A 24,757-nucleotide genomic window follows, 5' to 3' on the forward strand; every position below is an offset into this window, starting at 1 on the left:
AAAGAAAGGCACCGCTAAAAAGAAAGTAAAGAAAAAAAGCCGCCGCGCTTAGGCAACTGGCTTTTCCAAACAAGCACCGGATTATCACGCTCATTTCTCATCGACTTCTTAACTAAGCCGACATGTTCTGCTTCGTCCAGCCTCTGTTGGATATCGTTTTCCGATATGGGCGTTGAAGACAGCTTTTGGTATTCACTGGTTATTGCCTGCAACGTTTTTGAGCGGGCACAATCGATTGCGCGCATAAGGAGTTGGTCTTGCGCTGAAAGTTTATTGTATAGGATTAAAAGAGACCGCTTCTCCTTGCAGTTCAAGTACAAAGCAAAAAGGGCAATTAACAAAAATAATGCAATTGCCCCTAACGAAAGCGCAAGACCATTCTGGCTAATTATCAACGAGATGCTTGTCCAAGTTTTTATCGGTTGCCAGTGATCGTTCACTGCCTGCGCGACCACCAAAACTTGCTCCTCACAAGCCGAGACATCTTGAGGCGAATCCGGATACATAATAACGCTCATCATTACGCTTTTTGTCTGGGCAGTTCCATTGATGTTAAACATCGCCGTCTGATACCAGTAGAGAACAACCTCTGTCTGGCTAGTTTTTGTGTATTGGAAAGCAAAATACCTCGCCATCACAGGAGGATTGTCCTGCAATTGAATATCACGCAGATCAAGCTGCTTTACCGTTGGCTCCTCACCTGCACTGAGGGGAACATTGATCAGGCAGGTTTCCCAGCGGTGCTGCCCAGAGGAACTGGAACCGATTTGTATCGCCACCGAAACAGATAAACCGGTTCCACTAGTTGGGCGATAAGCATAAGCGATGGCGGCGTCGTTTCCAGTCAATTGCTCATACGACGTATCACGGTATGAATAAGCCAAATTGTAGCCTGATATTTCAGGTAACGTTGAAGTTGACTTGCTGATCTCAACGCCCGAAGGAGTCTGAACTAAAACCTCTGGCGGACCCTGAGTTAACGCAAAAACAGGGGCTTGAATAGAAAGCAGCATAACCGTAGCTAATAGAATCCCCGCTACTTTTGCTATGTCAGCTCTGCGGAGTTTCATTTTCGGGTATGCGAAGAGTTTCCCACAGCTTACACAGCAGGGAATGGCGGGGGACTTTGATGTGGTGCTGCAGGTTGGGCATGGCGTGGGTAAGGCGGGTTTCTTGAGGATTTTTTCTGTCACGCCAAGCAAGATTACTGTTCCAATAAACATAAGCACGGTTGCACCGAAATTATGGAAAACCTCAAGAGCCAAGTCTTCGCCCCAAGCATAGCCTATCCCCAGAATTGCAGTTATTCGAATAATATTTAGAGCGATGATTAATGGGATACCCAAAATGAGGATAACAAGCTTATTGAATATCTTCCCCTGGGTAATGTAAGCGATGGTTACTGCAAATATCATAAACCCGATTATGCTATAGATACCTGAGCAAGCCACGCTGACATTAAACGGTAAAACAGAAGCATCTGGCCTAATTATTGTGATGACTGGGCCGGCGTTACTAGAAGTTAGGGTTGCATTCAACCCAAAAATGTTTGCTAATCCATTGGATGCTACTGCGCTTAAGTTAGCCAGCGCTGAACCGACCGTGTAGAGTATTTCTGATGGTGGAGGCGCAAGGAAAATCAGGAAGGCAATAGGGAATATTAATTGCCTCAGCGTCTGCACGTTAAAAAGAATAAGCACTAAGCTTGCGGTTAAGAAAGGCAAGGTCAAGACATGAAATTCTAATGGAGTGAATGAATAACTCCCATACCAGTAAATCAGTATAGATATTGCAAAAAGAGTTATGCCTAATATTGTCCCAAGGTTTTTTTGGAAAACCGATTGATTGTTAACATCCGATTCCAAGGACGCTTTTACCATTTTACGTTTTCGAAAAACCAAATATGCAAAGATGAAGGGAATAGCGAGTATATGGAAAGATGATTCATCAACTAAGGCCCCTTGAAAAATTAGGCTTAAGTCCTGAAAATACAGTGCAATCACGGCTGCTGCAATTACAGCGCACTTTATGGCTAATGTCAGCCTATGTTGATTAAGATATACTCCCGTTTTTTCTTTAGAAGAAACATTTAGACCGTGCATGAGGCAACCATCGAATATTAAGCGGTTGGTATTTAAAATTTAAGTATTGTCAATAGCTTCTTTATAACATATATAAGATATTTACCGGTCAGTAGCTTAATTGAGGCTAGATATCCACCACTGACGACCTGGCGAAGTATTATTGGTTTCCCCTTTGACCGGTGTGTCCTTTTCTTTTTCAGTAATAATTTTGACGGTATACTGTTGCTTACTTCTAATATTGCGCCAAAAAGGGAACGTTATGTTTGCGATTGGCACTTACCTTTAGGATAATTGCCTGGGAAAGACGCAGCAAAACTTACCTAAGGTCCCTTGAGGTGTCTACTTTTTTGGAAACTGCAGGCAGCCTTTTTTACATAAATTTTAAGTGCTAAGAGTGTTATCTCTATGCTAAGAGGAGAAGAGAGGGTTGAGTAGTTTAAAGGAGACAGTTGATAGGCTAAAGGGCTTGGAAGCTGAGAAGCTTAGCCTCTTAGCGCAAGTCGAGGACCTTAAAAAAATCGTTGAAGCCAAAGCCGCCTCTTTAGAGGCTGATATTGCATCTCTTAAGGAGGAGTTATCCTCACTGCAATCCTTGGTTAAGACAGAAAAAAGCCAATCGCTTTCTGAAACCGCGAAATCAAGGGAACGCTAACTCAAACAGCCTTAACGGGGAAGCGACGGTATATAGAATGCATGTCAGCATAGACGAGCATGAGGTGGAGCCATGAAAAGCAACTATGCAGAATACGACCCTAAACGCGGCATCGAGCGAATCAATCAGATAAGCCAAAGCTCTGACTCCAATTTTGAAAAACATGACGAAATCCCCGCTCGCAACTTGCTAACCAACACCAACGGCTTCCACGTTAAATGCGCTGTCCTCTCCGCGAAAATATGCCAACCTGCTGAACTGTGCTTTAATGAAAACAACCCCCTCGCCAGGCAGTACAAAGCCTACCTTTCCGAAGTCACCGCCGTCATGAACGGCAACCCAAAATGTGTAGAAATAACCGTCGCAGGCAACTCCGTTTCAGGCATCTTTGATGCTCCATGGCAAGATGACATCAACGAGGTTTTTGCTGTTGCTGGAAAAATTTCCGCGGTTGTTCGATTGATTAATCAAAAGTTTATGGCTAATCCGATTAAGATCGGAATTGGCCTTTCATACGGAAAAGCCCTGATGATTAAATTGAGCCAAAAACTCAACGATGCCGGCGAGGTTATTTGGGCTGGTGAAGTGTTGAATGAAGCTTTAAGGCTTGCAAGTTATGGAAACAAGGAATCCGCCGATAAAGAGACGATGGTTTCGGAGATTGTCTACCATAACCTCGATGATGAAAACAAAAAGCTATTGCTTTTTAATTCAGCCAGAGACTGCTATCACGGAAGCATAGTTAATTCACATTTGACTAAATGGTACAAACAGAACTGCCCTTGATTTTGTCGAGCGCTTGCCAATCAAGCTGCAATTATTATGGTTTTTTTGCAAAATAAAAATGCACATGTCCAGATATATCGGGTCTCATAAAACAGCATCAAATGAAAAAAATCCCCCTTTGAAAACAGCACAAAAAATCAAAAAAGGTTCATTCGTCTAAGAGTGGTGCAGAAAACAAAAAACCGCTTAGGCAATAGCTATTTATCTTAACTTAAATATAATAGATGGCAAACTCGGGTGGCAGGAAAGGAAAGTGAAAGTATGCATCATGGGTCTCGGCAACATAGGCTTGCCCGTTGCAAAGTACACACAGCAATTCTTTAACGTCATCGGTTATGACATCAATGAATGCGCTGTAACTAAGGCTCTTACACATGGGGTTAAAGCCACAACAAAGCCGCCGCTGGCCGACACTTACATTATCTGTGTAAATACCTATTACCGCAACAACACCGCCGACATGACTGCCATCGAAAGCTGCTGCAGCCATATTGGCAGTTTAAATAAAAATGCGCTTGTCTGCTTTGAATCGACACTTCAGGTTGGTACCGCACGGAAAATGCGGCTTAAATATGACCTGGGAAAAGTGGCTGTTTGCCCCCATAGGTGGTGGGAGGAAGATCAAGAAAGCCACGGGGTTAAGCAACTCCGAGTTATAGGCGCTTATGATCCCCAAAGCATGCAGCAGGCACACGATTTCTATAGTAAACTCAAAATTCCGCTTCATCAGGTATCAAGTTTAGAGGTTGCTGAAGCTACAAAGATAGCAGAAAACGCTCACAGGTATATCCAGATCGCTTTTGTTGAGGAATTAAAACTAATTGCCGACAAAAACGACATAGACTTCGATGAATGGCGAGAGGCCATAAACACGAAATGGAACGTGAGTCTTCTGGAGGCGCGTGATGGAATCGGTAAAGAGTGTCTTCCTAAAGACACTGCGTTTCTGGCAAGTCTTTGCCCATCTGCGGGGCTCTTAACCGGCGCCATGCAGACAAACGAGAACTACATCCAAAACTGCGTGAAACCTCAAACGGCGCCTCTTCGCAAGGAAACCTTGCTGCCTTTGGCAAAGCAGCGTTCGTCCTAAGCGGGTACTGCTATGCAACATAAAAAAGTGCTGATTGCAACCATAATAATCGGGATAGCCCTTGTGCTTTCTTATCGGCTTTCACACATTTACAACCCCGCCCTCTTCGTGTATGCCATCGGCACCTCAACGGTTCTAGGCATAGTTCTAACATTATCCGTGAAATACAAGACAGTGCCCGTTGACCCAAGCTATCAACCTAAAGTCAGCTTGGTTCTGGCTGTTTTTAACGAGCCCCTCGATGTCCTCAAAAAGGTAATTGACTCTACCTTAAACGCAAAGTATCCTGAAGGCAAAAAAGAAATAATCGTCGTGGACGACGGAAGCGCCAACGACTCCGTAAAGCAGCTAAGCAAACTCGTTGACCCCGAAAAAGTAAAAATTATTTTCTTCGAGAAGAACCGCGGAAACAAATATGCGCGGATGGAGGGTATAAGAGCTGCAACAGGCGAAATCCTGGTGTTTCTGGATTCAGACACCACCCTCGACGAGAACGCATTGCTCAATGTGGTTGCACCCTTCAAAAACCCCAAGGTGGGCTCGGTCAGCGGCCACTTAACTGTTGAGAACTGGAGCAAGAACATCTTAACTAAATTCCAGGAGGTCTGGTACTTCATTGGCTTCCGTGTTTACCGTGGCGCCGAATCTGAAATCGGCATGGTTTCCTGCTGTGCAGGCGCTTTTTCGGCGCATCGCCGCGCAGCAATCACTCCGCAGGTGGAGTACGAGTGGCTCTACGGGAAGTTTTTAGGTTTAGAAGTCACCGCCGGCGTTGACCGAGCGATAACCAACCTAATCATCCGAGAGGGATACGAAGCGGTTTATCAGATGGATGCGGTAGCCCAAACCGAGGTGCCTGAAACCACCAAGAAATTCCTCAAGCAGCAGGTCCGCTGGACCAAAAGCTGGATACGCGAAACCCTCTACATGATGACGTTTGCTTACAAGCGGCGATCTAAAAGCATATTTTTCTACCTGAGCACGCTTGTGCATTTTGTTAATTATGGTTTTCTGGTGTTTATGCTCTACCTCTGTCCCTTCCTTATCCAGGACGGATGGATAGGCACAGTGTTTTATCTCTTCAGCTTATCCCTGCTGGGTCTGCTCTATGCCCTCTACGCACGCAAGCACACGCATGCATGGACTTCACGTGTGACTTTCCAGTTGATTTTCTCCATCATAAGCGTTCCCATATTTGTCTATAGCTTGTTTACTTTGAAAGACAAAAAATGGGGCACAAGATAACATCCCCACCCATTTTTATGGGAATAAACTTTTCGTCTTTAAGCGGGCAAATCAGGCATTACTCACGGATACAAAACTTTTCTCCTCTCATATATACCACAAGTGATAAACGCCTCTTTGACCCAACTCTTAAGTTACAACGATAACCGAATGGATGCGCAAGCTATGAGTAAGGCTACCGAGATGGCGAAGGTTTCGGCGAAGGGCAGCTTCCATGTTCTATGGGGCCTCGTAGTCTCCACGCTTATCTCAGCCGTCGGCACCATCCTCATCGCCAAGTTTCTAGGCGAAGACAACATGGGCCTCTACACCATTGCTTTAGCTGCACCAGCCCTCATCGCCACTTTCCGGGATTGGGGCTTAACCACCGCGATGGTCAAGTATTCTGCGCAGTACAACAGCCAAAACGACATAGCAAAAATAAGAAGCATATTTGTGTCGGGGCTTGCCTTCGAAATCATCGTCGGGGTCCTGCTGACTGTTGTGTCGATTTCTCTTTCGGGGTTTTTAGCTAACGTGTTTTCTAGGCCGGCTATAGCTCAACTTATCCAGATCTCTTCGCTGATTATTCTAACAAGCGCTTTAACCACCACCGCCACTTCTGCCTTCACCGGCATGGAACGCATGCACCTCAACAGTATCATGATGATTATTCAGTCCGTTGTTAAAACGGGTTTGATAATTGCGCTTGTCCTGTTGGGATTCGGGACATTCGGAGCCGTCGTCGGTAACATAATTGCCCTCTTAATCGCGGGGATAACGGGGGTGCTGCTTATGTTCACGATTTATCGGTCCCTGCCAAAGTCTAATGGCGGCAGCTTAGAATTATTAGGCACCATCAAAACGATGCTTAAGTATGGCTTGCCCCTCTCGATCGGCGTTATAGCTGCGGGATTTCTAAGCACCTACTACAACTATATCATGGCGTATTTCGTGACGGATAACGCTTTAATCGGCAACTACTCTGTGGCCCAAAACTTTGTTGTCTTAATCACGTTTTTTGCGACGCCAGTAACCACGATGCTTCTGCCCGCCTTCTCCAAGTTAGATTTCACTCGGCAGCCTGATATCCTCAAAAACGTTTTTCAGTACTCTGTTAAGTATGCGGCGCTCATCGTCATGCCCATAACCGCTATGGTTATGGCTCTCTCTCAGCCTGCAATCAGCACAATCTTTCAGGAAAGCTACACGCAAGCTCCCCTGTACCTGTCTTTGCTGTCGGTGATTTACCTTTTCTCCGCAGCTGGAAACCTAAGCATGGGAAACCTGATTAACAGCCAAGGCGACACCCGATACAACCTTAAACTAACGCTACTTACTGTCTCCATTGGTTTCCCGCTTGCTTTCATACTGATTTCTCAGCTTGGCATAATTGGTTTGATTATGACAACCATTTTTGCGGGTATCCCGAGTATGCTGCTGGGTTTGCGCTACATAAAAAATCGGTATGGCGTATCGGTTGATTGGAAATCCTCAACCAAAATCACTGTTTCCTCCGCGGTAGCGGGGATCTTGACTTTTCTTTTCGTTGAGGCTTTGCCTTTCAGTAGCCCCGTACGGCTGGTGCTGGGGGTCCTTGTGTTCGCTGTCCTATTCCTGTTTGCAGCTCTGGCAACTCGAAGCATCGAAAAGTCTGACATGCGTAACATCCGGGAAATCATCGGCGGCTTGGGGCCCCTTAAGAAACCCCTAAATGCAGTGTTTGATGTCATTGAGAAGTTGATGCCTAAAGAGAAGGCCGCCTAGATTGGGCAGTAACTTGGTGCTACTGGGATGTTTGGGTTAAGTAGCCGTTTCCGAATTCTGGTCCAGCCTTTAATTCATCGTTGAGTCTACGGTATCTCCCGCAGTAGTTACCGCCGGTATGCATGCAGGTGTGGCTGGTCTGCGAGAACAATTCACAAGTTGTGCTGAATTTGCATTTGGCTCTCCGTGTTTGTGGATTCTCTAAAATGAAGGGTTTTTTCATAAAAAACAACTGCCGAAAAAGCGCTAATTACTACTATCTTTCTGAAGCTTATAAGTATATATTGCTGTCACGTAGCAATCACAGAACAGAAATTTTTAGTAGGAGCAAAGATGCATATAGGTATGGTTGCTTAGGTGACTGGTATGAAAGCGCTTGTACTCAGCGGCGGCAAAGGAACCCGCCTTCGACCCTTAACGTTCACATGTGCAAAACAGCTTATTCCAGTGGCAAACAAACCCATCTTGGGCTACGTGCTCGATCAGGTTGCCGCCACCAGCATAAGAAAAGTCGGCATCATCACTGCCCCCGAAACTGGACACCACGTTGAAGCATACGTCGGGGACGGCGCAGACTGGAAGCTAGATGTCTGCTATATCCCGCAGCAGCCGCTGGGGCTGGCGCATGCCGTTAAGACTGCCCGGCGTTTTCTGGGGCAGGATTCCTTTGTTATGTGTCTGGGCGACAACGTGACGGGGCAGGGCTTAACGCCGTTTGTTAAGAAATTCCAAAAAGAGCATCTAGATGCCCTTATAATCCTTAAGGAAGTTGAGAACCCCTCCAGCTTTGGCATCGCACAGCTTGATTCTCAGGGCAACATCATAAAGCTGGTGGAGAAACCTAAAACGCCGATGGGAAACCTCGCCATCATAGGCACTTATCTGTTCTCCAGCAAAGTCCATCAGGCTATCGAGCGGATAAAGCCGTCTTGGCGTGGAGAACTCGAAATCACCGATGCCATCCAGGAAATGATAAACATGGGCTTCTCGGTTAAAGCTGAGATTCTGCATTCCTGGTGGCTTGATACAGGCAAAAAAGACGATATACTTTCAGCCAACGCGAAAATCCTTGATGAATACATCCAATATGACGTCAAGGGCTCAGTCATCGGCAGCGTTGTGGATGGCCGCGTTAAGGTTGATGCGGATGCTAAAATCGTCAACAGCACCATCCGTGGTCCCTGCGTCATCGGCAAGAACGTTTTGGTTGAGAATTCCTTTGTGGGTCCCTACACGAGCGTCGGTGATGGCTCAACGATTTGTAACTCAAACATCGAGTACTGTGTGGTGCAGGACTGCGTGTTGATTAAGGACATCGAGCGGCTGGAGGACAGCTTAATCGGCAAGAATGCGAAGGTAACCCGCAACCAGCGGAACCGAACCTTGAAGTTGCATGTTGGCGAATACTCGGAGCTTGAAGTTTAGCAAAGATTTGGGGAATGTTATATTAATATTTTCAAACGATATATTTGATGGTGGGTAAGAAAGTCAATGTTGGACGGCATAAGAATAAAACCGATAAAACGTTTTCCTGACGAAAGAGGCTTCTTCTGCGAAATCATGCGCAGCGACTGGAGGGACCTATTTGGCGAAGACAACATAGCGCAGGCAAATTTCTCCTACACTTACCCCGACGTCATCCGTGCCTGGCACCGTCACCTCCGCGGGCAAGTGGATTACTTCTTGGTGCTGCGAGGTACAATAAAGATTTGTGCCTTTGACGAGGTAACATCCGAGGTTAACGAGGTGGTTTCAAGCGGCACCGATTTGCAGTTGGTCCGTATGCCGGGGCATTACTGGCATGGCTTTAAAGCGGTGGGCAACGAGCCGGCTATGCTGGTGTACTTCACCACTAACCTCTATGACGTTAAAGCCCCCGATGAGGAACGCCGTGACTGGAATGATCCAACACTCATCCCGAAAATCGTCAACGGCAAAGCATCTGACATCCGTGTTGGTAAAAGCTGGGACTGGAATTATCCCCCGCATAAGTAGGTGATAGATATGAAAGTGTTAGTTACAGGCGGTTTAGGATTTATCGGCAGCAACTTCATTCGATATATGCTTGCAGCCTTCCCCGACTATGAAATCATAAACGTCGACAAAGTCGGCATAGGCGCGAACCCCGCGAACCTACATGACGTCGAAAACAACAAGAACTATACCTTCATAAAAGGCGACATCTGCAACCCACAGCTGATTAATCGCCTAGTCCACCAGGTTGACGCCGTTGTTAACATAGCCGCGGAGACCCATGTGGACCGCAGCATAGCTGACCCAAACGTCTTTTTGCAGAACAACACGTTGGGCACCTTCACGGTTCTGGAAGCCATCCGCCGCCACAACCACAAGGCGCGGTTCGTGCAGGTTTCCACCGACGAGGTCTACGGGGAAGCCTTGGAGGGCTCCTTTACAGAGAACACGCCGCCACGCCCCTCGAATCCCTATTCGGCGTCAAAGGCAGCCGCCGACATGTTCGTGCTCTCCTACCATAAAACCTTCGGCTTAAACGTTTCAATCACTCGGTGCACCAACAATTTTGGCTCCTACCAGTTGCCCGAGAAGCTGATTCCCAAAACCATCATCCGTGGGCTACGTGACCTGCCCATACCCATATACGGTAAAGGCACCAACATCCGCGACTGGATATATGTGGGTGACCACTGCAAAGCCATCAGCGTTGTCCTTGAGAAGGGCAAACCCGGCGAAATCTACAATGTTTCAGCAAGCAACGAGTTAGCTAACCTTGACATCGTCAAGCGTATCCTTTCGCAGCTCAAGAAGCCCGAAGCCCTCATCACCTACGTGGAGGATCGACCCGGCCATGATGTCCGCTACAGCCTTGATTCCTCTAAACTTCGCAGTGAATTAGGCTGGAAGCCAAGCGCGAGCTTTGATGAGGCGCTGCGGTCTACTGTGGAGTGGTATCTGGCTAATGAGCGCTGGTGGACGCCCTTTGCAACCGACGTAATTCTGCATCCGACACCTTGGAAGCTGGGTGGTCTGCGTTGAAGCTGCTCATCACAGGCGCCAGCGGCCTATATGGCTCCAAACTGGCGCAGCTTGCATTGGCGCGGGGTTTTGAGGTTTACTCCTCAGACATCCAGGAACTATCGGTTTATGGAAACTTTGTGCGGTTAAACGTGGCTGATAGAGAACAAGTTCTCGAGACGATAAAAAAGCTGAAGCCGGATGTTGTTGTTCATGCTGCCTCGTTGACTGATGTTGATAAATGCGAGGTGGATAAGGCTCTTGCATGGAAAGTCAACGTGGAGGGCACCAAAAACGTAGCTGACGCCTGCGAGGAAACCGAGTCCTTCCTGTTCTATGTGTCCACGGACTACGTGTTTAGCGGCGAAAAAGGCTGCTACGTTGAATCCGATTCGCCTGAGCCCCTCAACTACTATGGTTTAACGAAGCTTGAAGCGGAAATAATCGTTTATTATCTGCCTAACTCCTGTGTCGTTCGGCCCAGCGTCATATATGGCGCTACCCCCGCCGCTGGCAAAGTCAACTTTGCGCTATGGCTAATAGAATCCCTCCGCAAAGGCAACCGCGTCAAAATCGTCAAAGACCAATGGATCACCCCTACATTAAACACTAACCTCGCAGAGATGACTCTTGAAGTGGTCGACCGCCGCCTAACCGGGGTTTACCATCTCTGCGGAGCAACCAGAGTCAGCCGCCTAGAGTTCGCCCAGCAAATCGCCGAAGTCTTCGGCCTCGACAAATCCCTGATCGACAAGGTAACCACCTCACAGTTCAACTGGATGGCACAGCGCCCCACCGACTCCTCCCTTGACACCTCTAAAGCGCAGCGCCAACTCAAATGCAAGCCTCTTCCGCTGGCAGCGGCGCTAAAGCAGCTAAAACATGAACTATCCCCCGAACCCCACCCAGAATAGCGGCTTCACCCCTTAATTGTTCGTTTTCCGAGGGTTGTTGAGCGGCGCGGTTTTGGTTTAGCAATGTTCAGATAAATTTATCGTTATTTCGATTTTCAAGTTTTTATTTTTGAGCAACTGATTTTTGTGTGAACTTAGAGTAACCAACGTACAGGTTGGGCATCTGTAATCCAATGATCATAAGCAGATCTAAGGTAACGATTAAGTCATTGAAACCGCTCATCGCTAAAGCATCAATAAAGGCAATAACCCCAATATTTATGGCCAATCCAAGTCCACCCAAAAAAAGCCCCATTGCGCCAACGGTATGTGCGGAGACAGATTTGTTGTTTCTTAATAGCAACACTGCGCTTAGGCTCAAAATAGGAAATAAAAACCACAGAATGAATAACAATGGTATAAATGGGTTAGGGGGCGGCAAAAAATCGACAATTGGAGTTGCAAATGACATAACATCAAACTATAAATAAGCCATATATCTGCATTTCGCAGCCCTTAATTTTCGCAATTTCAATGTTTGTTATTTGGTTTGTCTATCAGTAATGCCACCTTTATTATATGGGGGCGGGAGGTATAGGCTGAGCAACAACTCTATGCTTGGGTGTTGATGTGCTTGTGGAAAACGCCACAACCCGCCTGCAATATGCCACAACGTCTGACGCAAAAAAGGATTGTTTACTGCAACCCGCGGGTTGTTGTTGTGTAAAAGGGGTCCTCTGCAGCAACAACTATAGAAAAGAATTAGCAGCAGACCCAGAACTTTCCTTGTTAGGCGCAATTGTTATGTAACACCTCTGCGCCTTTGCATTTGTTAGGCCATGATGAAGCAGACCAGCATCAAGCAGATCGCGCATCAACGCATCGCAATCCTCTATGAGCAAGCTCAGAAGCTGCGGCGAAGCAACCCCAAACTTGCATTGGAGTATGTGGGTTTAGCTAGGCGAATCGCCATGGCAGCACGGATTCGCATGCCACAGGAGTATCGCCGCCAAACCTGCAAACAATGCAACAGCTTCTTTGTGCATGGCATCAACTGCCGTGTTAGGGTAAAGCAGAAAAGGGAGCCTCATGTGGTAGTAACATGTTTAAACTGCGGGAACCAAACCCGTTATAGAACCAGAAAAAAGGTGCATAGTAGTGAGCAAGATAACCACAAGGATGAAACGTCACGTTAAGCATGTCCTCAAAGACGAGAACCCCACCATATGGGTGGGCAAAGACGGCTTAACCGAGCAGTCAGTGGCGGAAATCGAAAAGCAACTTCAAAGAAACAAGATGGTGAAAGTGCGGGTATTGCCCGCGGCGCTTCGTGAACTCGTCACAGCCGAGGAAATCGCCAAGAAAGCAGCGGCGGCAACGGAGTCGGCGCTTGTTGAGGTGCGGGGGCACGTGTTTATACTGTTTAGGAAACGGCGTTCGCCCGAGCCAGAGGCGGAGCCTACAAGTTAGGCTTTGAAGCTTCCTGCCAGAAAGCAACCGATGCCCTGACTGCCCCGCTTATGAGTTGGCTTTGTATTTCTGTTCAACACAGGGCTTTGGCTTGGATGATAGGGACAAACCTTAAAACTAAATCGCAACATAAACTCTAGTTTAGGGATGTTTGCATGCAGATAATTAGTGTCTTATTAACATTAATCAGCATAGGCTTAGTGGTTGGGCCAGTGGGCGCAGTCGTCGTTATGTACCAGGATGATTTAACTGGGCTAGTCATTCCCTCCGAGGTTGAGGGCTTAATGAATGGCGATACCAGCTTCTTCTTAAACCAAACCGTAACCGGAGGCAGCCAAAACCCCAGTGAACTCCTCAACAGCTTTGTTATGCCCCAGCTAGTCAGCGCAGACGTTGACTACACAAGCCGAACCTTCCGTGTGACCGTGAACTTCACCAACCCCCTCAACTACGACTTAACCCTCAACTCACTAAACGCTGACGTGCAAACCCAGGATGGACAGGCACTTGCCACCGTCAGCCTAAGCGCTCCCTTAACCATCGTGTCGGGCCAAACCGCCGACGTCACCGTTGTGGGTTCATGGACCCAAAGCGGCGAAACCTACATCCTCAACAACTACCAGCAGAGCGGCTCAGTCACAATATCAGTCGTGAACTTCCATATCGACGTGAACGGCATAAAAGTTGATTTAAGCGGACCCTACACCGCCACGGTTCCCCTCTCCGCCTCCGGAGTCAACTTCACAGGGTAGACAACTATGCCGCGAGCCATCAACTACATAGCTTTAACCGCCGGCATCCTCACCGTTGTGCTGGTTGCCGTCTCAGCGTATGTTCCCTGGTGGCAATTCAACGTAGGCAACCCCTCCTTTGCCACCGTCAACTTTTCCCCCGTTAACTTCAACTTCTCCCTCTTCGGCAGCATCCTAACAGTCCCCCTCATCTGGGCTCTAAACCTAGCCGCGCTGCTTACCTTGCTCTCCGGCGGCATCACCCTTCTGATCTACTCAGTTATCCCAACCAAATCCTACGCCAAAACACTCCTGAGTTTCGGCTACAAAAAACCCCTCTACGCACTCATCCTCTTTGTAGTCTCGTTGCTCATCATGTACTTCTCCGTTACCCTGCTCTCAGGCTTTAATTTCCCCCTGATGGGCGCAGGCGAAGTTGGGCTCCCCGCCGGGCTTGCCCCCGGAGGCGTAAACATACGGGTTGAAGTTAGCTCTGCATTTCTCTTTCCCTTCTACTTGGCTATCGTGGTGGCGGCGCTCTGCATCATCGCAAGGGTTTACCACCGAAAAGTGGTGCCTCCAGCGGCCCCTGCTGCCCCCGCATCCAGCCCCCAAACCCCCGCTCCGACACCCGCTCCTGCTCCGGCAGCCCCCGCAGTGCCCCAGCCCTAATCTTCCGGCTTTTCTTGTGTAACTTGCGTATGTAACGATGTTTCGTGCCCGTTTATATTCAAAGTCAACCCTAACTGTGCCTGGTGAAACATTACATGTCAACGGATACGGCGCATAAACTTCAGAATGAACTCAGCAGCCTACAGGGCTTAGTCATAATTAACTTGATGTGCAGCGCCTTTGGGTTTGCCTTCGGCGCCTACTTCCTGATGCCTAACCTGGTTTTGGCAGCGACAACTTTGACTTTTCCCCCCCTTGACCAACTGGGGCTGATGGTGCTGGGCGGCTTGGCCTTCGCGGTTGCCTTCAAATGGATTTTCTCCACCATCCAAATAATGGAGCCCGCCTTCGATTTAGGCAACAGCCTCAAGCAGCACCGAAAAGACAACACCCTCGACGAGGAAGCCTTAACGGGTATAATCATTGATTTATTGGCTGCTTACCGAGAAAACAAGCCAACCCTAAAACTGATGGTGACCATCAGCAAAGTCGCCTGCGCCGCCTTCGCGCTTATGGCTTCGCTGCAGCTTATCTCGCTGGCGTTCTCAGGAATAGGGGGCATGCAACTTTGGCTCTCGCTGCTAAGCATCGCCATCTGCTATGGGGTCGCCGCTGCCTGCTATCTGCTTCCCCACTTCTTTAGCAGGTACTCCGCGGTTTGGGATAAGCGGCTAACCCAAACCGAGAAAGCCCAAGCGGCGCTGCAAAAAGTTCTGGGTGAGCCGTAATGAAGCGGACGCATTATGAGATCTTCTGGGAGATCCTCACGTTCTGCCGCACGCCCCGCAGCTTCACCAGCATAATCAACCGCTGTAATTTGAACTCGAAGATTGGGCAAACCCACATAGACTTCCTAAAACAGCGGAACTTTCTTGTGGAAGTAGAAAACGGCGATTTGACCCTGCTCAAATCCACCGAGCAAGCCAGCGAATACATCGCCCTCTTTAACAAGACATACCGTCACCTCTTTGATGATACCCCTGAGTTTAGACTATAACCGGTAAGTTCGCCTGCTCAAGCAGCGCATTGCGGGTCGAAACCTGCAAAGAACTAAAACGTGGAATGTTACAGCCCTTCAAAGACGGCCATTATTTCGACAACAGACTAATAGCAAAATTTCTAGAGGACATCGGTGAATCTTAGTTTTCGGCATGGTGTTAAGTGTTCTGAGCGATAGCGGCGGTTGTTTATGCGACTGCAGAAATGGGGGCCACAACCGTTCTTTGCAGCAATCTTACGAGGATAAATCTCTTATTCCAAGGCACCTTAGGCTTTGAACTATGCCAGAATCTGTGTTTACCCCCGCAAAGAGTTGGTTCTTGAATGCGCATGGTGAGAGGTGGGTTAAGAAATATGTGGGTGGGGGCGCACATTTTGTTAATTGGTTGGAGCAGTATAAGGAAATTTATGGGGAAGTTACTGTGGAGGTTGAGGAAGTAGCTGCATCAGATTTTAGTTGCTATAAGAAAGGTAAGGAAAAAATGTTCAGAATCTGGGTAAAAGAAGAAAGGTAATCAGCGTGGCACTTTTTAAAATTACACATTTGTTACCCACATCTTTAACAGGGAGATGTGTCGCCTATAATGTTCTGGAGAACATGATTTCTTATGTCTAAAGAATTTTTAAATAGTTGTCCTTATTGCGGAAGTAGCGCTCTTGAGAGCTCGGAGAAAGAAGTTAAATGTTCGGTTTGTGGAATGGGCAAGTATACCGATGGCAAAAGGTAAAAGGCATCTGAGCCAAAGTGACAATGTGTAGATTGTAGATTTCATTTCGTTGGACTACCCAAAACTGCTTATTCACACCGCTCAGATAGTTTTATGGAAACAATGTTTCCCTGCCCTAATGAAAATAAAATTCAGAAAATTTTAGAGGTTAAGAAAATGACATCGAAAAAAACAAAAAATAATGAATTAACACATAAAACAGACTTCACCAAATATAGACCCAAAGAGGCGGTTAAAATGAAAAATCAAAACACCAAAAGAATCGAGACATTTTTGCCCGTTTCAAACGAAGAGGACACCAAAAAATAGTTAATCATAGGTAAATAAGTTGATGTGCCCTTTTCTTCGCACCGTTCTATCGCCATAAAAAAGAAAATAACAGCGATTAAAGTATAGTGTCATTATGAATGTTACCCTCATTGGTATGTCTGGTGTTGGGAAGAGTCGTGTAGGGGCGCTTTTGGCTGAGCGGCTGAATTATCGTTTTATCGACGTGGACCGTGTCATTGAGGCAGTTCATGGGCGGAGGCTTCAGGATTTAGTTGACAGTTTGGGGGATTCCAAGTTTCTGGCGTTGGAGGAGAAAGCCATTTTGGGTTTGGGCGCGGTTGGGGACTGCGTGGTTTCTCCGGGTGGCAGTTCGATTTATTCGCAGAGGGCTATGGGTTTTCTGAGGGGCATCTCGACGGTGGTGTTTTTGGATGCTTCCCTGGCGGAGATCAGGCGGCGCACGGGGGATTTTTCTGAGCGGGGCATTGTGGGTTTGCGTGCGAGGGGGTTGGAGGCGGTTTTTTTGGAGCGGCTGCCGCTGTATCGGCGCTACGCGGACGTGACCGTGGAGGTGGCTGGCTTAGATGACGGGGCGGTGGTTGAGGGGATTGTCGCGGCAATATTTTAGTCCATCGCTTGCAGCCCGGGCAGAAACAGGTTTGGCTGCGATTGCCTAGAAAACCATTTAATACCGCCACAAACATTGGATGGCACAAGTGAACTGCCTGCAACTGATGCGTATCATCATCAAGCCACCTGCAGGTGTTGAGCCTATAAATAGAGGGGGGATAGATGCGGCAGAGCAACAGCGTTTGCTCTCTGATTCAGAGAATATTTATATTAGGCTTCACTGTTTTAGTGCAAGGAAAAACCAATAGGATAGAGAATCTTTGACGACTCCACATGACGTTCCAGCCCAAAAGTACATCGACCGATTAGCCAAGTACCTACGGGAAAACGTGGATGAAGTGCAGCCCCCTACATGGGCAACCTTCGCCAAAACCGGCACCCACGTAGAGAAGCAACCCCAAAACCCCAACTGGTGGTACACACGCAGCGCATCAATCCTGCGCAAGGTCTACGTTCACGGCCCCATCGGCCTAGAAAACCTCCGCAGCGACTATGGCGGACGCAAAAACAACGGTGTCCACAAGAACCACGCGTGCAAATCAGGCGGAAGCGGCATACGCAAGTCGCTGCAGCAGCTTGAATCCGCAGGTTTTGTACAGGTTACCCGCCCCAAGGGCAGAGTGGTGACTCCGAAGGGCCGCAAGATGATGCAGGAAGTCGCTGGAGACCTGGCAAAGGAGCTAGTCAAATCTGTCCCTGAGCTTAGGAAGTATCAAGGCGAATAAGAGAACATGTCAGATGATGAGCTTGAGCAGATTCGCAAGAGAAAACTTCTCTCGATGCAGAACCGCGCAAGCGTAAGCGACGAGCAGAGGCAATCTCAAGCCGAACAGCAACTTGAAGCTCAAAAGCAGGCGTTGCTTGCGAAGATATTGACACCTGAGGCAAGGCAGCGGCTTAATAACCTGAAAATGGTGAAGAAGGAGTTCGCTGACCAAATCGAGTTGCAACTCATCGACATGGCGCAAAGCGGCAGGCTGCCGATTCCGCTTTCAGATGCACAGCTCAAATCCATCCTAATCCAGCTTCAATCACGGAAGCGAGAGACAACGATAAGAAGGATATAGAAAAATGGCGAGAGTAAAACCAACCGCGAAAAAACTCCGATTAGCTAAAGCTGGCAAAGAATCCCAGTCTGTACCAACATGGGTTATCGCCCGAACAGACGGCAAAGTCAGAGTGAACCCTAAAATGCGGCGCAACTGGCGAACCCGCAAAATAAAGGCATAGGAGAAACAGAACATAATGCCCAAGGAAACTAAACCGCAAGAACAAGAAGTCCAAGAGGAAACCATCGAAGAAATAGCTGAGGCACCCGAAGAGCAGCAGCTACAGGCAACCGAAGCCGCACAGGAGCAGGCGCCAGAAACCGAGGAAGCCGCAGAAGAGAAGGCAAAGGCTAAACACAAAAAGAAAGAGGAACAAGAAATCGTTGAAGAACGCTTCTACACTATTCCCCTGCAGAAAGCCCTGATTCGCCCGCCTAAGAAGCGTGCGCCACGCGCCATGCAGCTCGTTAAAATCTTTGTTACCAAGCACATGAAGCTTGAAATGAAGGTCAGCGAGGAAGAGGAAGAAGAAGAGTTACCTCAGTTGCTTGTTGCCCCTGAAGTTAACGAGAAAATCTGGGGAAGAGGCATCGAGAAGCCGCCGCGGAAAATCAAAACCCGCGTCACCAAAGACAAAGACGGCAACGTCACCGTTTATCTGGCCGAAAACCAGTAAACACCTATTTTCCTTCAGTTTTAACTTTGTAGTTTTTCTTTTTATTTTCAGTCACTTTCTATGATAGCTTAATTTGCGCTTTGCGCTGTCACCATCCCGCTCCTATATCAGTAGATCAAAATTCTAGCGTTAACTCTTTTTTTCTATAGTTGTTGTTGTGGGGGAACCTCCTTTATTCAACAACAACCTAAGGTTTGCCTAAAACAACGCGTTTTGGCGTCAGGCGTTGTGGCGCATTGCTGGCTGGTTGTGGAGCCCGCCACAAGCAGAACAGGGAATTTGAATTCTGATAAACGCCCAGGTCACCCAAGCTTCCTTCGCCACCGCTTTTATCTTGCTCAACTGCATAAAACGCACCGTCTGCTGGCTTTCTCCCTAAAGGTTTCTGCATAGTCTTGGTTTCAGTTAAGGATACAGGATCAGGTATACCTGAAGCAGTTAAACCCCCGATTTTAAGCCGCTTTTCACCACAAAAGCCAAAGGACAGGGGCTAGGTTTAGCAGATGTTAAGCGCCTCACTGAAGCTCTAGGTGGCGGTGTTTACTTTGAAAGCCAAGTCGGTGAAGGCACGAATTTCACTGTTATTCTTCCATTCAATCCTTAACGAGCATGTTTAAAGAATAAGAACACCGCAATCTAAAATAGGCACTGTGCATGACAATTTTCGCTAAGACTGTATTGGAGACCGAGGTTTCTTGACTGTTTACTTATCCAGCATCGTTGGAAGCCCCAGCATCGGCGTGTACTCGCTGGCAACCGAAAAAATAGTGATTATCCCAGTTATGGTGCCGCAGGAGAAAGCCCAGGAATACGCTGACTGGCTTAAAGCTGAATTGGTCTACACAACCATCAGCGGCTCAGTTCTCGCAGGCGCACTCTCATGCGCCAACAGCAACGGCATGCTGCTGCCTAACTCGGTGCGCGAAGAAGAAATCCAACGCATCAAAGCCGTCTACAAAGGCAACCTCACAGTTATGGACACCAAAAAAACCGCCTACGGCAACCTGGTGCTTGCCAGCGATAAGGGCGCAGTGGTTGATCCACGCTTTAAAGAAAAAGAAATCAAGGCAATCTCCGATGCACTTGGCGTCGAAGCGGTTCCCACCGAGATCGCTGGGTTGCCCTATGTGGGGTCGCTGGCGACTGCAACCAACAAGGGCGTGCTGGCGCATCCGCTGCTAAAAGAGGCGGAAAAGAAGATTCTTGAAAGCGTCTTTAAGGTTCCCGTGGAAGTGGGCACCGTCAACTGCGGCATACCCTATGTGGGCACGGGTTTGCTTGCCAACAGCAACGCGGCAGTGGCGGGTTCCATGACGACTGGGCCTGAAATGTTCATAATCGAGCATGCCCTAAGCACCCTTTAGTGCCCTATGAAAATCTAAGGACTCATGCTATTTCTTTGTTCGTTTGCCCAGCGCCCAAACTGTCACCGCCAACGAAGCAGCAAGAAACGCTGCCGCGGCAATAACAACCACTAACGGGTTGATGGTCCAATCTTGCGTAGATTCCGCTGTTGAAGCCGTTGGGGTAGGTTGAATCGTGGCATTCGGGGTTGGCGTCGGTGTGGGGGTTGGTGTAGGGCTGGCAGTTATGGTGGGTTTAGGTGTGGGCTTAATGGTTGTTTGTGCTGGCTTCAAGGTAGGCGGGTTTGCGGTCGGCGTAGGCGTGGGTGGGACGATGGGGGAAGACCTATCGGAACTCAAAACTGCAATAGTATGTGGCTCAGTTAGGTTTAGAAATGTGTAGCTTCCCGTAACAACAACAGGCTCGTTATCCACAAGAACCGTGCTAATTTCGCAGCCGCTTCCCGAGTAAGTGAAGGTGAAGTCTTCACCCTTCTTTACGTTAACAAAACCCGCTGGAGATATGCTGCAGTTGTTATCGCATGTCGCGTAGATTTGGGTGCAGTTTGACTCTCCTAGATAAAGTCGCGTGCTGGGCAATGGAGAAAGTGGCGTTATTGCGGTTAAGCTGTTCCAATCGCTGTCAAAGCTAAGTTGCCAGAGCCCAGGGCTTTCTATACTGTACTGGAAGATGTTGGTTCCAAACATCGATAGAAATGTTCCTGGGTCAGCCACGTTTATGGATACCGTGCGGTTGTTTAAATCCATGCTAAAGAGGGCTCCATCGATTATGCTGTTTAAATCCTGGTACATGCAGTCCTGCACAGGCACCGCCAGCGAACCTGTCACTGGAACAGTCGAGAGTAGCATCAAGAGAACCGCTGCATCCGCGGTTGCCTCATTAGCGGGACCAGCCCAGTCGGAACGCATCTTAAACATGCCTGTTGCGTTATCGTACAATTTGCTTTTTAGCGTTAAGCTCCATGCGGGTTCATCGGTTGCTGTGCCGTTTAGCAGCATCTGCACTTGCCCCTGCATTGTTGAGTTCATGCTTCCATAGAGCCCCATTATCGCTGCCCATGAGACTATGGTGTTTTCAAGGCGTTGTTGTCGATTGTTTGATGAATGCACAACAACGTAGTCTGCCCATTGGGGGCTGCTCCAGTTTTGGCTTAACGCACGGGTTTCCATATCTGTGAAGAGGTTGGTTACGTTAGCGGTTGCTTGGTTGTATGCATAGATTTTCCAGATTAGCATGTCAAAGGAGCCTGCTTCACACTCGAATTCAGAATTTTTTAAGGCATATTTGTAGTAGCTTTGCCAGGTGGTAGTTGTCCAAAGGTTTTGGTTTTCCCAGTTCCACCAGTACTGCGCCTGTTTTGCGCCGTCGGGGATGCCCATCAGATAAAACGTAAGGTACATATCGATTGTTTGGGCGCATTCATCGTAGTATCTGGGGCCATAGTCGATTCCCCAGCCTTTTCCGTCGGAGCCCACGCAGAGCAGAGGTTTGCCATAGGAACTGACGGTGCTGTTGAAGACGCTGTATGCTTGGGTTAGGTTCCATTTGGCTGTTTGGTAATCAAGCTGGGCAGCCCATTGGTAAGCGTAAAGGTTGAATCGGTTGTTTATCAGAAACGATGCTGTTCCACTTCTCTGGTAATTATTGGGTAATCCCCCGACGCTAGGCAGCATAGGCATAGCATCTAACGCCGCTTTTATCGTTGTAGAGTTTATTCCAACGCCGAGTTTACTTAACTGGAAATACCAGTAAAACACAGCTTCAGCTGAGGAGGCCGAGGTGACGTTGATTGAATCCACGGCTTCTTGAAGCTGAGAAACGGTTGTTTGACCTAACGCTAAGCCATCATAAATCGTCTGAAGGGTGCTGTTCCAACCAGCGTTGCCGCCGACGTTACCCACTAAATCAGCGATTACCGCTGCGGAGCCCCGGGGCTGGGTAGTCACGTTTTCGCTTTGAGCTTGGGCTGGTTGGCTTACGCTGGCAAAGCAGCTTAGAAGGAGAAATGCCACTAACATAATCACGGTTGCATTGGCTGATTTGAGGTTTCTTTTTGTCATCTGCTTTCAGGCTAACCATGGGTTCAGGTTGGTTTGCTTGTTTTCCCTGTCTTCCACCAGTGGATGCCTCATTAAGTTTACGTTTTTATCCCTTTCAAGCGCCACCGGCAAATTTGATTATCCATGCAGGCTTGGCTGTGGGGGTAGACACAAAAGGTTTGTCCGATAGTCTGATGGCAACGTTTTGGGTGAATATGTTTATAATTGGGAATGCACTGGATGTTGTGCAGGAAAGATTAGTCATGAAAGCTTTCAAAGTAACCGGTGAAATCAAGAAGCCGAAACTTGCAACTCCATTCACAAAAGAAGTGTTAGCTGACAAAAGCGAACATGCCGTCGAGAAGGTTTACGCCGAAATCGGCAGCAAACACCGCGTGAAGCGGTTCCAAATCAAAATCGCCGGCGTCCAGGAAATGCAGGTGGACGAAATCGAGGATCCCGTTTTAAAGAAACTTGTAACTGGAGAAGCATAAATTGAGTCAAAGAGCCCCTGCTGAAGAGGAACTGCGTAAGCTCAGCGTTGAAATGCGCTATTTAGAGCAGACCGCTGAGGCGCTTCAGCAGCGCATAAGCATGGTTAACGCCGCCATTACTGACTTAACCTATGCCAGCGCTACACTTGACGGCATCGAGAAGGAGAAGGAGAACGTTGAGATGCTGGTTCCCATCGGCGGCAGCTCCTATGTGCGAGTTAAGCTTGCGGACCCCGACAAAGTCATCGTCGGTATGGGCTCTGGTGTTTCAGTGGAGAAAAGTCTTGCGGATGCCAAGGCAACTCTTCAAGAGCGGCTTGATGAACTCGAGAAAACCATGAATGTGGCGCAGCAGCAGTTCAGCCAAATCGCCGAGCGCATCAACAGCGGCAGAAGCCGACTTGAATCGATGCTTGCCCACGCAAGACAAGCTCAACAGTAGAGCGATAGGGAATGTTTGAGAAGCTCAAGTCCGGGTTTAAAGGCTTAGTTAACAAAGTCACCACGACTGAGCTTAAAGAAGAAAACTTAACCCCCATTTTATCCGACTTCAAAATGAGCCTAGCCGAAAACGACGTGGCTTTTCCTGTTGCCGACAAAATCTGCGACGACCTTGTTTCGCGGCTGTCAGGCGTTTCTGTTAAGCGGCTTGAGGACCGCAAAAAAGTCGTGGATGAAAACCTGCGGCAGGTCCTCTTGGAAGTCATGTTAACCAATGTCCGCATAGACCTGCTTCAGAAAGCAGAGGAAAAACGCAAACGCAAAGAACCCTTAACGCTTATGTTCGTCGGCATCAACGGCACAGGCAAAACCACCACCATCGCTAAAGTCGCCAGGTTCTTCCAGGATAAGGGCTACTCGGTGGTTTTGGCGGGTGCAGACACTTACCGTGCAGGCTCAATCGAGCAGCTCGAAGAGCATGCTAAGCGGCTGGGTGTGCGCGTGATTAAAAGCACCTATGGCGGCGACCCAGCGGCTGTGGCGTATGACGCAGTTAGCCATGCGCAGGCTCACGGCATAAACGTGGTTTTAATCGATACAGCTGGGCGTATGCAGACTAACCAGAACCTGATGAATGAACTCATCAAGGTGAAGCGTGTGGTGAAGCCCGATTTGGTGGTGTTCACGGTTGATTCACTCATCGGCAACGATGCGGTGATGCAGGCGGAGGAATTCAACAAAGCCGTAGGCATCGACGCAACCATCCTCACTAAGGTAGATGCGGACGTGAAGGGCGGCTCGGCGCTTAGCGTGACGTTTGTGACTCAGAAGCCGATTCTCTTCATCGGCGTGGGGCAAACCTACAAGGACCTGGAGCTGTTTAACCCAGACAAATTCGTCAACATGGTGCTGCGTTAGGGCTCTGCGGCTTCGACGAGTTCAAAGCGGAGTTTTGTTGGGTAAAACCGGAATGCCTTAATGAAATCCTCCATTTCCTGGTCAACATCAACTGCCTCGAAGAATCCCAAGAAATCTTCCTTGACGTCGCTGAGGCGTTTCGAGGTGTACACGTTGACGGTGAAGAGGTACTGCTTTTTGGCCTCAATCCCCTTTATCTCTATGGCGTCTGAGGCATCGGCGGTGAAGAGCAGCTTTGTTTGGGCGTCCTCAACCGCGATTTTACGTGTTTCTTGGTTTACTGCCTTTACGGTTACAAGCCGGTTTTCAACTATCCGAAAATTCCATTCACTATCAACTTCAGAAGCAGACATAAACATCCCTAAACAAAAAAGCGGCTTCAACCTTAAAAACCCTCATCGACAGCTGCGGTACTCTGTTGCTCACAAGCTATAGACCCCCCTCTTATATACCCTCAACATTCATGCAGCAAGCAAACGCATGGCTTAATCTTCATTGAAAATCAGCATGCCAGGCTAGGCGCCTGCTGACTGAACAATCAACCCCATAAACGCCTGCTAGACAGTCCCACTGGATTTAGCGGGCTTTTTGCGGGCTGAGGCATCCCGCAGGTTCTCCACCGGCGAATCCTCCCCGTAACCCTGGCTTTCTTGGGCTTTCTGCTTATAGCTTTGCTCGGTGACTTTGGCTTTGCCCTCTTTGCTGCTGAGTTCCACGCTGTTGCCCAGCTTGTAGATGGTTCTGCCCAACCGGCGTTCACCTATGGTTCGTGTGCATTTTCCCATTTT

General features: G+C 48.3%; 32 protein-coding genes and 1 pseudogene. 27 read left to right on the plus strand and 6 right to left on the minus strand.

Going from position 1 to position 24,757, the window contains the following annotated elements; genetic code table 11:
* Nucleotides 1–14: 14 nt before the first annotated feature.
* Nucleotides 15–2,102: an exosortase/archaeosortase family protein gene (locus NWE93_10785; protein ID MCW4000715.1), complete on the minus strand. Its 2,088-nt coding sequence runs from the start codon at nt 2,100–2,102 to the stop codon at nt 15–17.
* A 409-nt stretch (nt 2,103–2,511) separates the two neighbouring features.
* Between NWE93_10785 and NWE93_10790 the strand changes: the two genes are divergently transcribed.
* The 5 genes from NWE93_10790 to NWE93_10810 all read left to right on the plus strand — a co-directional run bounded on the left by NWE93_10790 (nt 2,512) and on the right by NWE93_10810 (nt 7,603).
* Nucleotides 2,512–2,736 (plus strand): hypothetical protein, encoded by a 225-nt coding sequence (locus NWE93_10790; GenBank protein MCW4000716.1) that lies wholly within the window; start codon nt 2,512–2,514, stop codon nt 2,734–2,736.
* Nucleotides 2,737–2,808: 72 nt separating this feature from the next.
* On the plus strand, nt 2,809–3,522 hold the full coding sequence (locus NWE93_10795) for an adenylate/guanylate cyclase domain-containing protein (GenBank protein ID MCW4000717.1): 714 nt from the start codon (nt 2,809–2,811) through the stop codon (nt 3,520–3,522).
* Nucleotides 3,523–3,775: 253 nt separating this feature from the next.
* Entirely contained in the window at nt 3,776–4,612 is an 837-nt protein-coding gene (locus NWE93_10800; protein MCW4000718.1) for a hypothetical protein, read from the plus strand.
* A gap of 12 nt (nt 4,613–4,624) precedes the next feature.
* Nucleotides 4,625–5,857, plus strand: a complete 1,233-nt coding sequence (locus NWE93_10805) for a glycosyltransferase (GenBank protein MCW4000719.1) — start codon at nt 4,625–4,627, stop codon at nt 5,855–5,857.
* A 165-nt stretch (nt 5,858–6,022) separates the two neighbouring features.
* Nucleotides 6,023–7,603 carry a flippase gene (locus NWE93_10810; protein MCW4000720.1) on the plus strand — a complete coding sequence of 527 codons (1,581 nt, stop codon included), beginning with the start codon at nt 6,023–6,025 and terminating at the stop codon, nt 7,601–7,603.
* Between the two features lie 19 nt (nt 7,604–7,622).
* On the opposite strand, the gene NWE93_10815 is transcribed toward NWE93_10810, so the two are convergent.
* On the minus strand, nt 7,623–7,826 hold the full coding sequence (locus tag NWE93_10815) for a hypothetical protein (protein MCW4000721.1): 204 nt from the start codon (nt 7,824–7,826) through the stop codon (nt 7,623–7,625).
* A gap of 143 nt (nt 7,827–7,969) precedes the next feature.
* Here NWE93_10815 and NWE93_10820 point away from each other — a divergent pair, with 143 nt between their 5' ends.
* The 4 genes from NWE93_10820 to rfbD all read left to right on the plus strand — a co-directional run bounded on the left by NWE93_10820 (nt 7,970) and on the right by rfbD (nt 11,508).
* Nucleotides 7,970–9,028: a glucose-1-phosphate thymidylyltransferase gene (locus NWE93_10820; GenBank protein MCW4000722.1), complete on the plus strand. Its 1,059-nt coding sequence runs from the start codon at nt 7,970–7,972 to the stop codon at nt 9,026–9,028.
* A 66-nt stretch (nt 9,029–9,094) separates the two neighbouring features.
* A complete protein-coding gene (locus tag NWE93_10825) occupies nt 9,095–9,598 on the plus strand; it encodes a dTDP-4-dehydrorhamnose 3,5-epimerase family protein (protein MCW4000723.1) in 504 nt (167 codons plus the stop codon).
* A 9-nt stretch (nt 9,599–9,607) separates the two neighbouring features.
* Nucleotides 9,608–10,615 (plus strand): dTDP-glucose 4,6-dehydratase, encoded by a 1,008-nt coding sequence (rfbB, locus tag NWE93_10830; GenBank protein ID MCW4000724.1) that lies wholly within the window; start codon nt 9,608–9,610, stop codon nt 10,613–10,615.
* On the plus strand, nt 10,612–11,508 hold the full coding sequence (gene rfbD, locus NWE93_10835; protein MCW4000725.1) for a dTDP-4-dehydrorhamnose reductase: 897 nt from the start codon (nt 10,612–10,614) through the stop codon (nt 11,506–11,508). Before rfbB ends, rfbD begins: the two co-directional genes overlap by 4 nt.
* Nucleotides 11,509–11,611: 103 nt before the next feature.
* Here the strand turns inward: rfbD and NWE93_10840 are convergent, their stop codons facing one another.
* The gene (locus NWE93_10840) at nt 11,612–11,959 is read right to left on the minus strand and encodes a hypothetical protein (protein ID MCW4000726.1); all 348 of its coding nucleotides are present in this window, start codon (nt 11,957–11,959) and stop codon (nt 11,612–11,614) included.
* Between the two features lie 367 nt (nt 11,960–12,326).
* Between NWE93_10840 and NWE93_10845 the strand changes: the two genes are divergently transcribed.
* From NWE93_10845 to NWE93_10915, 15 genes and pseudogenes are all read left to right on the plus strand, one after another.
* Nucleotides 12,327–12,683 (plus strand): hypothetical protein, encoded by a 357-nt coding sequence (locus NWE93_10845; GenBank protein MCW4000727.1) that lies wholly within the window; start codon nt 12,327–12,329, stop codon nt 12,681–12,683.
* Nucleotides 12,646–12,957: a YhbY family RNA-binding protein gene (locus NWE93_10850; GenBank protein MCW4000728.1), complete on the plus strand. Its 312-nt coding sequence runs from the start codon at nt 12,646–12,648 to the stop codon at nt 12,955–12,957. Before NWE93_10845 ends, NWE93_10850 begins: the two co-directional genes overlap by 38 nt.
* A 155-nt stretch (nt 12,958–13,112) precedes the next feature.
* Complete coding sequence (locus tag NWE93_10855) at nt 13,113–13,709, plus strand: hypothetical protein (GenBank protein MCW4000729.1); 597 nt, start codon at nt 13,113–13,115, stop codon at nt 13,707–13,709.
* A 6-nt stretch (nt 13,710–13,715) separates the two neighbouring features.
* Nucleotides 13,716–14,360 (plus strand): hypothetical protein, encoded by a 645-nt coding sequence (locus tag NWE93_10860; GenBank protein ID MCW4000730.1) that lies wholly within the window; start codon nt 13,716–13,718, stop codon nt 14,358–14,360.
* Between the two features lie 95 nt (nt 14,361–14,455).
* Nucleotides 14,456–15,088 (plus strand): hypothetical protein, encoded by a 633-nt coding sequence (locus NWE93_10865; protein MCW4000731.1) that lies wholly within the window; start codon nt 14,456–14,458, stop codon nt 15,086–15,088.
* Entirely contained in the window at nt 15,088–15,357 is a 270-nt protein-coding gene (locus tag NWE93_10870; GenBank protein MCW4000732.1) for a hypothetical protein, read from the plus strand. The genes NWE93_10865 and NWE93_10870 overlap by 1 nt, the downstream gene beginning before the upstream one ends.
* A 283-nt stretch (nt 15,358–15,640) precedes the next feature.
* Nucleotides 15,641–15,874: a hypothetical protein gene (locus NWE93_10875; GenBank protein MCW4000733.1), complete on the plus strand. Its 234-nt coding sequence runs from the start codon at nt 15,641–15,643 to the stop codon at nt 15,872–15,874.
* A 306-nt stretch (nt 15,875–16,180) separates the two neighbouring features.
* Entirely contained in the window at nt 16,181–16,396 is a 216-nt protein-coding gene (locus NWE93_10880) for a hypothetical protein (protein ID MCW4000734.1), read from the plus strand.
* A gap of 94 nt (nt 16,397–16,490) precedes the next feature.
* Nucleotides 16,491–16,985, plus strand: a complete 495-nt coding sequence (locus NWE93_10885; GenBank protein ID MCW4000735.1) for a shikimate kinase — start codon at nt 16,491–16,493, stop codon at nt 16,983–16,985.
* Between the two features lie 262 nt (nt 16,986–17,247).
* Nucleotides 17,248–17,712 carry a 30S ribosomal protein S19e gene (locus tag NWE93_10890; GenBank protein MCW4000736.1) on the plus strand — a complete coding sequence of 155 codons (465 nt, stop codon included), beginning with the start codon at nt 17,248–17,250 and terminating at the stop codon, nt 17,710–17,712.
* Between the two features lie 6 nt (nt 17,713–17,718).
* A complete protein-coding gene (locus NWE93_10895; protein ID MCW4000737.1) occupies nt 17,719–18,054 on the plus strand; it encodes a DNA-binding protein in 336 nt (111 codons plus the stop codon).
* 4 nt (nt 18,055–18,058) lie between these two features.
* Nucleotides 18,059–18,217: a 50S ribosomal protein L39e gene (locus NWE93_10900; GenBank protein MCW4000738.1), complete on the plus strand. Its 159-nt coding sequence runs from the start codon at nt 18,059–18,061 to the stop codon at nt 18,215–18,217.
* A gap of 15 nt (nt 18,218–18,232) precedes the next feature.
* Complete coding sequence (locus NWE93_10905; GenBank protein ID MCW4000739.1) at nt 18,233–18,712, plus strand: 60S ribosomal protein L31; 480 nt, start codon at nt 18,233–18,235, stop codon at nt 18,710–18,712.
* Between the two features lie 529 nt (nt 18,713–19,241).
* Nucleotides 19,242–19,316: pseudogene (locus NWE93_10910) on the plus strand (ATP-binding protein).
* A 91-nt stretch (nt 19,317–19,407) separates the two neighbouring features.
* Nucleotides 19,408–20,076, plus strand: a complete 669-nt coding sequence (locus tag NWE93_10915; protein MCW4000740.1) for a translation initiation factor IF-6 — start codon at nt 19,408–19,410, stop codon at nt 20,074–20,076.
* A 27-nt stretch (nt 20,077–20,103) separates the two neighbouring features.
* On the opposite strand, the gene NWE93_10920 is transcribed toward NWE93_10915, so the two are convergent.
* The gene (locus NWE93_10920) at nt 20,104–22,137 is read right to left on the minus strand and encodes a hypothetical protein (protein MCW4000741.1); all 2,034 of its coding nucleotides are present in this window, start codon (nt 22,135–22,137) and stop codon (nt 20,104–20,106) included.
* 194 nt (nt 22,138–22,331) lie between these two features.
* On the opposite strand from NWE93_10920, the gene rpl18a reads away from it, so the two are divergent.
* The 3 genes from rpl18a to ftsY are packed head-to-tail and all read left to right on the plus strand — an operon-like array spanning nt 22,332 to nt 23,969.
* The gene (gene rpl18a / locus NWE93_10925) at nt 22,332–22,610 is read left to right on the plus strand and encodes a 50S ribosomal protein L18Ae (GenBank protein MCW4000742.1); all 279 of its coding nucleotides are present in this window, start codon (nt 22,332–22,334) and stop codon (nt 22,608–22,610) included.
* 1 nt (nt 22,611) lies between these two features.
* Nucleotides 22,612–23,052 carry a prefoldin subunit alpha gene (gene pfdA, locus NWE93_10930; GenBank protein MCW4000743.1) on the plus strand — a complete coding sequence of 147 codons (441 nt, stop codon included), beginning with the start codon at nt 22,612–22,614 and terminating at the stop codon, nt 23,050–23,052.
* Between the two features lie 11 nt (nt 23,053–23,063).
* Complete coding sequence (ftsY, locus tag NWE93_10935) at nt 23,064–23,969, plus strand: signal recognition particle-docking protein FtsY (protein MCW4000744.1); 906 nt, start codon at nt 23,064–23,066, stop codon at nt 23,967–23,969.
* Here the strand turns inward: ftsY and NWE93_10940 are convergent.
* Both NWE93_10940 and NWE93_10945 read right to left on the minus strand, forming a co-directional pair.
* Nucleotides 23,966–24,322: a hypothetical protein gene (locus NWE93_10940; protein ID MCW4000745.1), complete on the minus strand. Its 357-nt coding sequence runs from the start codon at nt 24,320–24,322 to the stop codon at nt 23,966–23,968. The two genes, ftsY and NWE93_10940, sit on opposite strands and share 4 nt — an antisense overlap.
* Before the next feature lie 204 nt (nt 24,323–24,526).
* Nucleotides 24,527–24,754, minus strand: a complete 228-nt coding sequence (locus NWE93_10945; protein ID MCW4000746.1) for a hypothetical protein — start codon at nt 24,752–24,754, stop codon at nt 24,527–24,529.
* Between the last annotated feature and the right edge of the window lie 3 nt (nt 24,755–24,757).

The sequence above is a fragment of the Candidatus Bathyarchaeota archaeon genome (genome assembly GCA_026014735.1).
Taxonomy (GTDB): Archaea; Thermoproteota; Bathyarchaeia; order Bathyarchaeales; family Bathycorpusculaceae; genus Bathycorpusculum.

What these genes read in the sequence shown, in the direction of transcription:
- NWE93_10785 (MCW4000715.1), bottom strand. Translation starts at nt 2,102, where the DNA reads ATGCACGGTCTAAATGTTTCTTCTAAAGAAAAAACGGGAGTATATCTT.
- NWE93_10795 (MCW4000717.1), top strand. Translation starts at nt 2,809, where the DNA reads ATGAAAAGCAACTATGCAGAATACGACCCTAAACGCGGCATCGAGCGA.
- NWE93_10805 (MCW4000719.1), top strand. Translation starts at nt 4,625, where the DNA reads ATGCAACATAAAAAAGTGCTGATTGCAACCATAATAATCGGGATAGCC.
- NWE93_10810 (MCW4000720.1), top strand. Translation starts at nt 6,023, where the DNA reads ATGAGTAAGGCTACCGAGATGGCGAAGGTTTCGGCGAAGGGCAGCTTC.
- NWE93_10815 (MCW4000721.1), bottom strand. Translation starts at nt 7,826, where the DNA reads ATGAAAAAACCCTTCATTTTAGAGAATCCACAAACACGGAGAGCCAAA.
- NWE93_10820 (MCW4000722.1), top strand. Translation starts at nt 7,970, where the DNA reads ATGAAAGCGCTTGTACTCAGCGGCGGCAAAGGAACCCGCCTTCGACCC.
- NWE93_10825 (MCW4000723.1), top strand. Translation starts at nt 9,095, where the DNA reads ATGTTGGACGGCATAAGAATAAAACCGATAAAACGTTTTCCTGACGAA.
- rfbB (MCW4000724.1), top strand. Translation starts at nt 9,608, where the DNA reads ATGAAAGTGTTAGTTACAGGCGGTTTAGGATTTATCGGCAGCAACTTC.
- NWE93_10840 (MCW4000726.1), bottom strand. Translation starts at nt 11,959, where the DNA reads ATGTCATTTGCAACTCCAATTGTCGATTTTTTGCCGCCCCCTAACCCA.
- NWE93_10845 (MCW4000727.1), top strand. Translation starts at nt 12,327, where the DNA reads ATGATGAAGCAGACCAGCATCAAGCAGATCGCGCATCAACGCATCGCA.
- NWE93_10855 (MCW4000729.1), top strand. Translation starts at nt 13,113, where the DNA reads ATGCAGATAATTAGTGTCTTATTAACATTAATCAGCATAGGCTTAGTG.
- NWE93_10860 (MCW4000730.1), top strand. Translation starts at nt 13,716, where the DNA reads ATGCCGCGAGCCATCAACTACATAGCTTTAACCGCCGGCATCCTCACC.
- NWE93_10865 (MCW4000731.1), top strand. Translation starts at nt 14,456, where the DNA reads ATGTCAACGGATACGGCGCATAAACTTCAGAATGAACTCAGCAGCCTA.
- NWE93_10870 (MCW4000732.1), top strand. Translation starts at nt 15,088, where the DNA reads ATGAAGCGGACGCATTATGAGATCTTCTGGGAGATCCTCACGTTCTGC.
- NWE93_10875 (MCW4000733.1), top strand. Translation starts at nt 15,641, where the DNA reads ATGCCAGAATCTGTGTTTACCCCCGCAAAGAGTTGGTTCTTGAATGCG.
- NWE93_10880 (MCW4000734.1), top strand. Translation starts at nt 16,181, where the DNA reads ATGGAAACAATGTTTCCCTGCCCTAATGAAAATAAAATTCAGAAAATT.
- NWE93_10885 (MCW4000735.1), top strand. Translation starts at nt 16,491, where the DNA reads ATGAATGTTACCCTCATTGGTATGTCTGGTGTTGGGAAGAGTCGTGTA.
- NWE93_10895 (MCW4000737.1), top strand. Translation starts at nt 17,719, where the DNA reads ATGTCAGATGATGAGCTTGAGCAGATTCGCAAGAGAAAACTTCTCTCG.
- NWE93_10900 (MCW4000738.1), top strand. Translation starts at nt 18,059, where the DNA reads ATGGCGAGAGTAAAACCAACCGCGAAAAAACTCCGATTAGCTAAAGCT.
- NWE93_10905 (MCW4000739.1), top strand. Translation starts at nt 18,233, where the DNA reads ATGCCCAAGGAAACTAAACCGCAAGAACAAGAAGTCCAAGAGGAAACC.
- NWE93_10920 (MCW4000741.1), bottom strand. Translation starts at nt 22,137, where the DNA reads ATGACAAAAAGAAACCTCAAATCAGCCAATGCAACCGTGATTATGTTA.
- rpl18a (MCW4000742.1), top strand. Translation starts at nt 22,332, where the DNA reads ATGTTTATAATTGGGAATGCACTGGATGTTGTGCAGGAAAGATTAGTC.
- ftsY (MCW4000744.1), top strand. Translation starts at nt 23,064, where the DNA reads ATGTTTGAGAAGCTCAAGTCCGGGTTTAAAGGCTTAGTTAACAAAGTC.
- NWE93_10940 (MCW4000745.1), bottom strand. Translation starts at nt 24,322, where the DNA reads ATGTCTGCTTCTGAAGTTGATAGTGAATGGAATTTTCGGATAGTTGAA.
- NWE93_10945 (MCW4000746.1), bottom strand. Translation starts at nt 24,754, where the DNA reads ATGGGAAAATGCACACGAACCATAGGTGAACGCCGGTTGGGCAGAACC.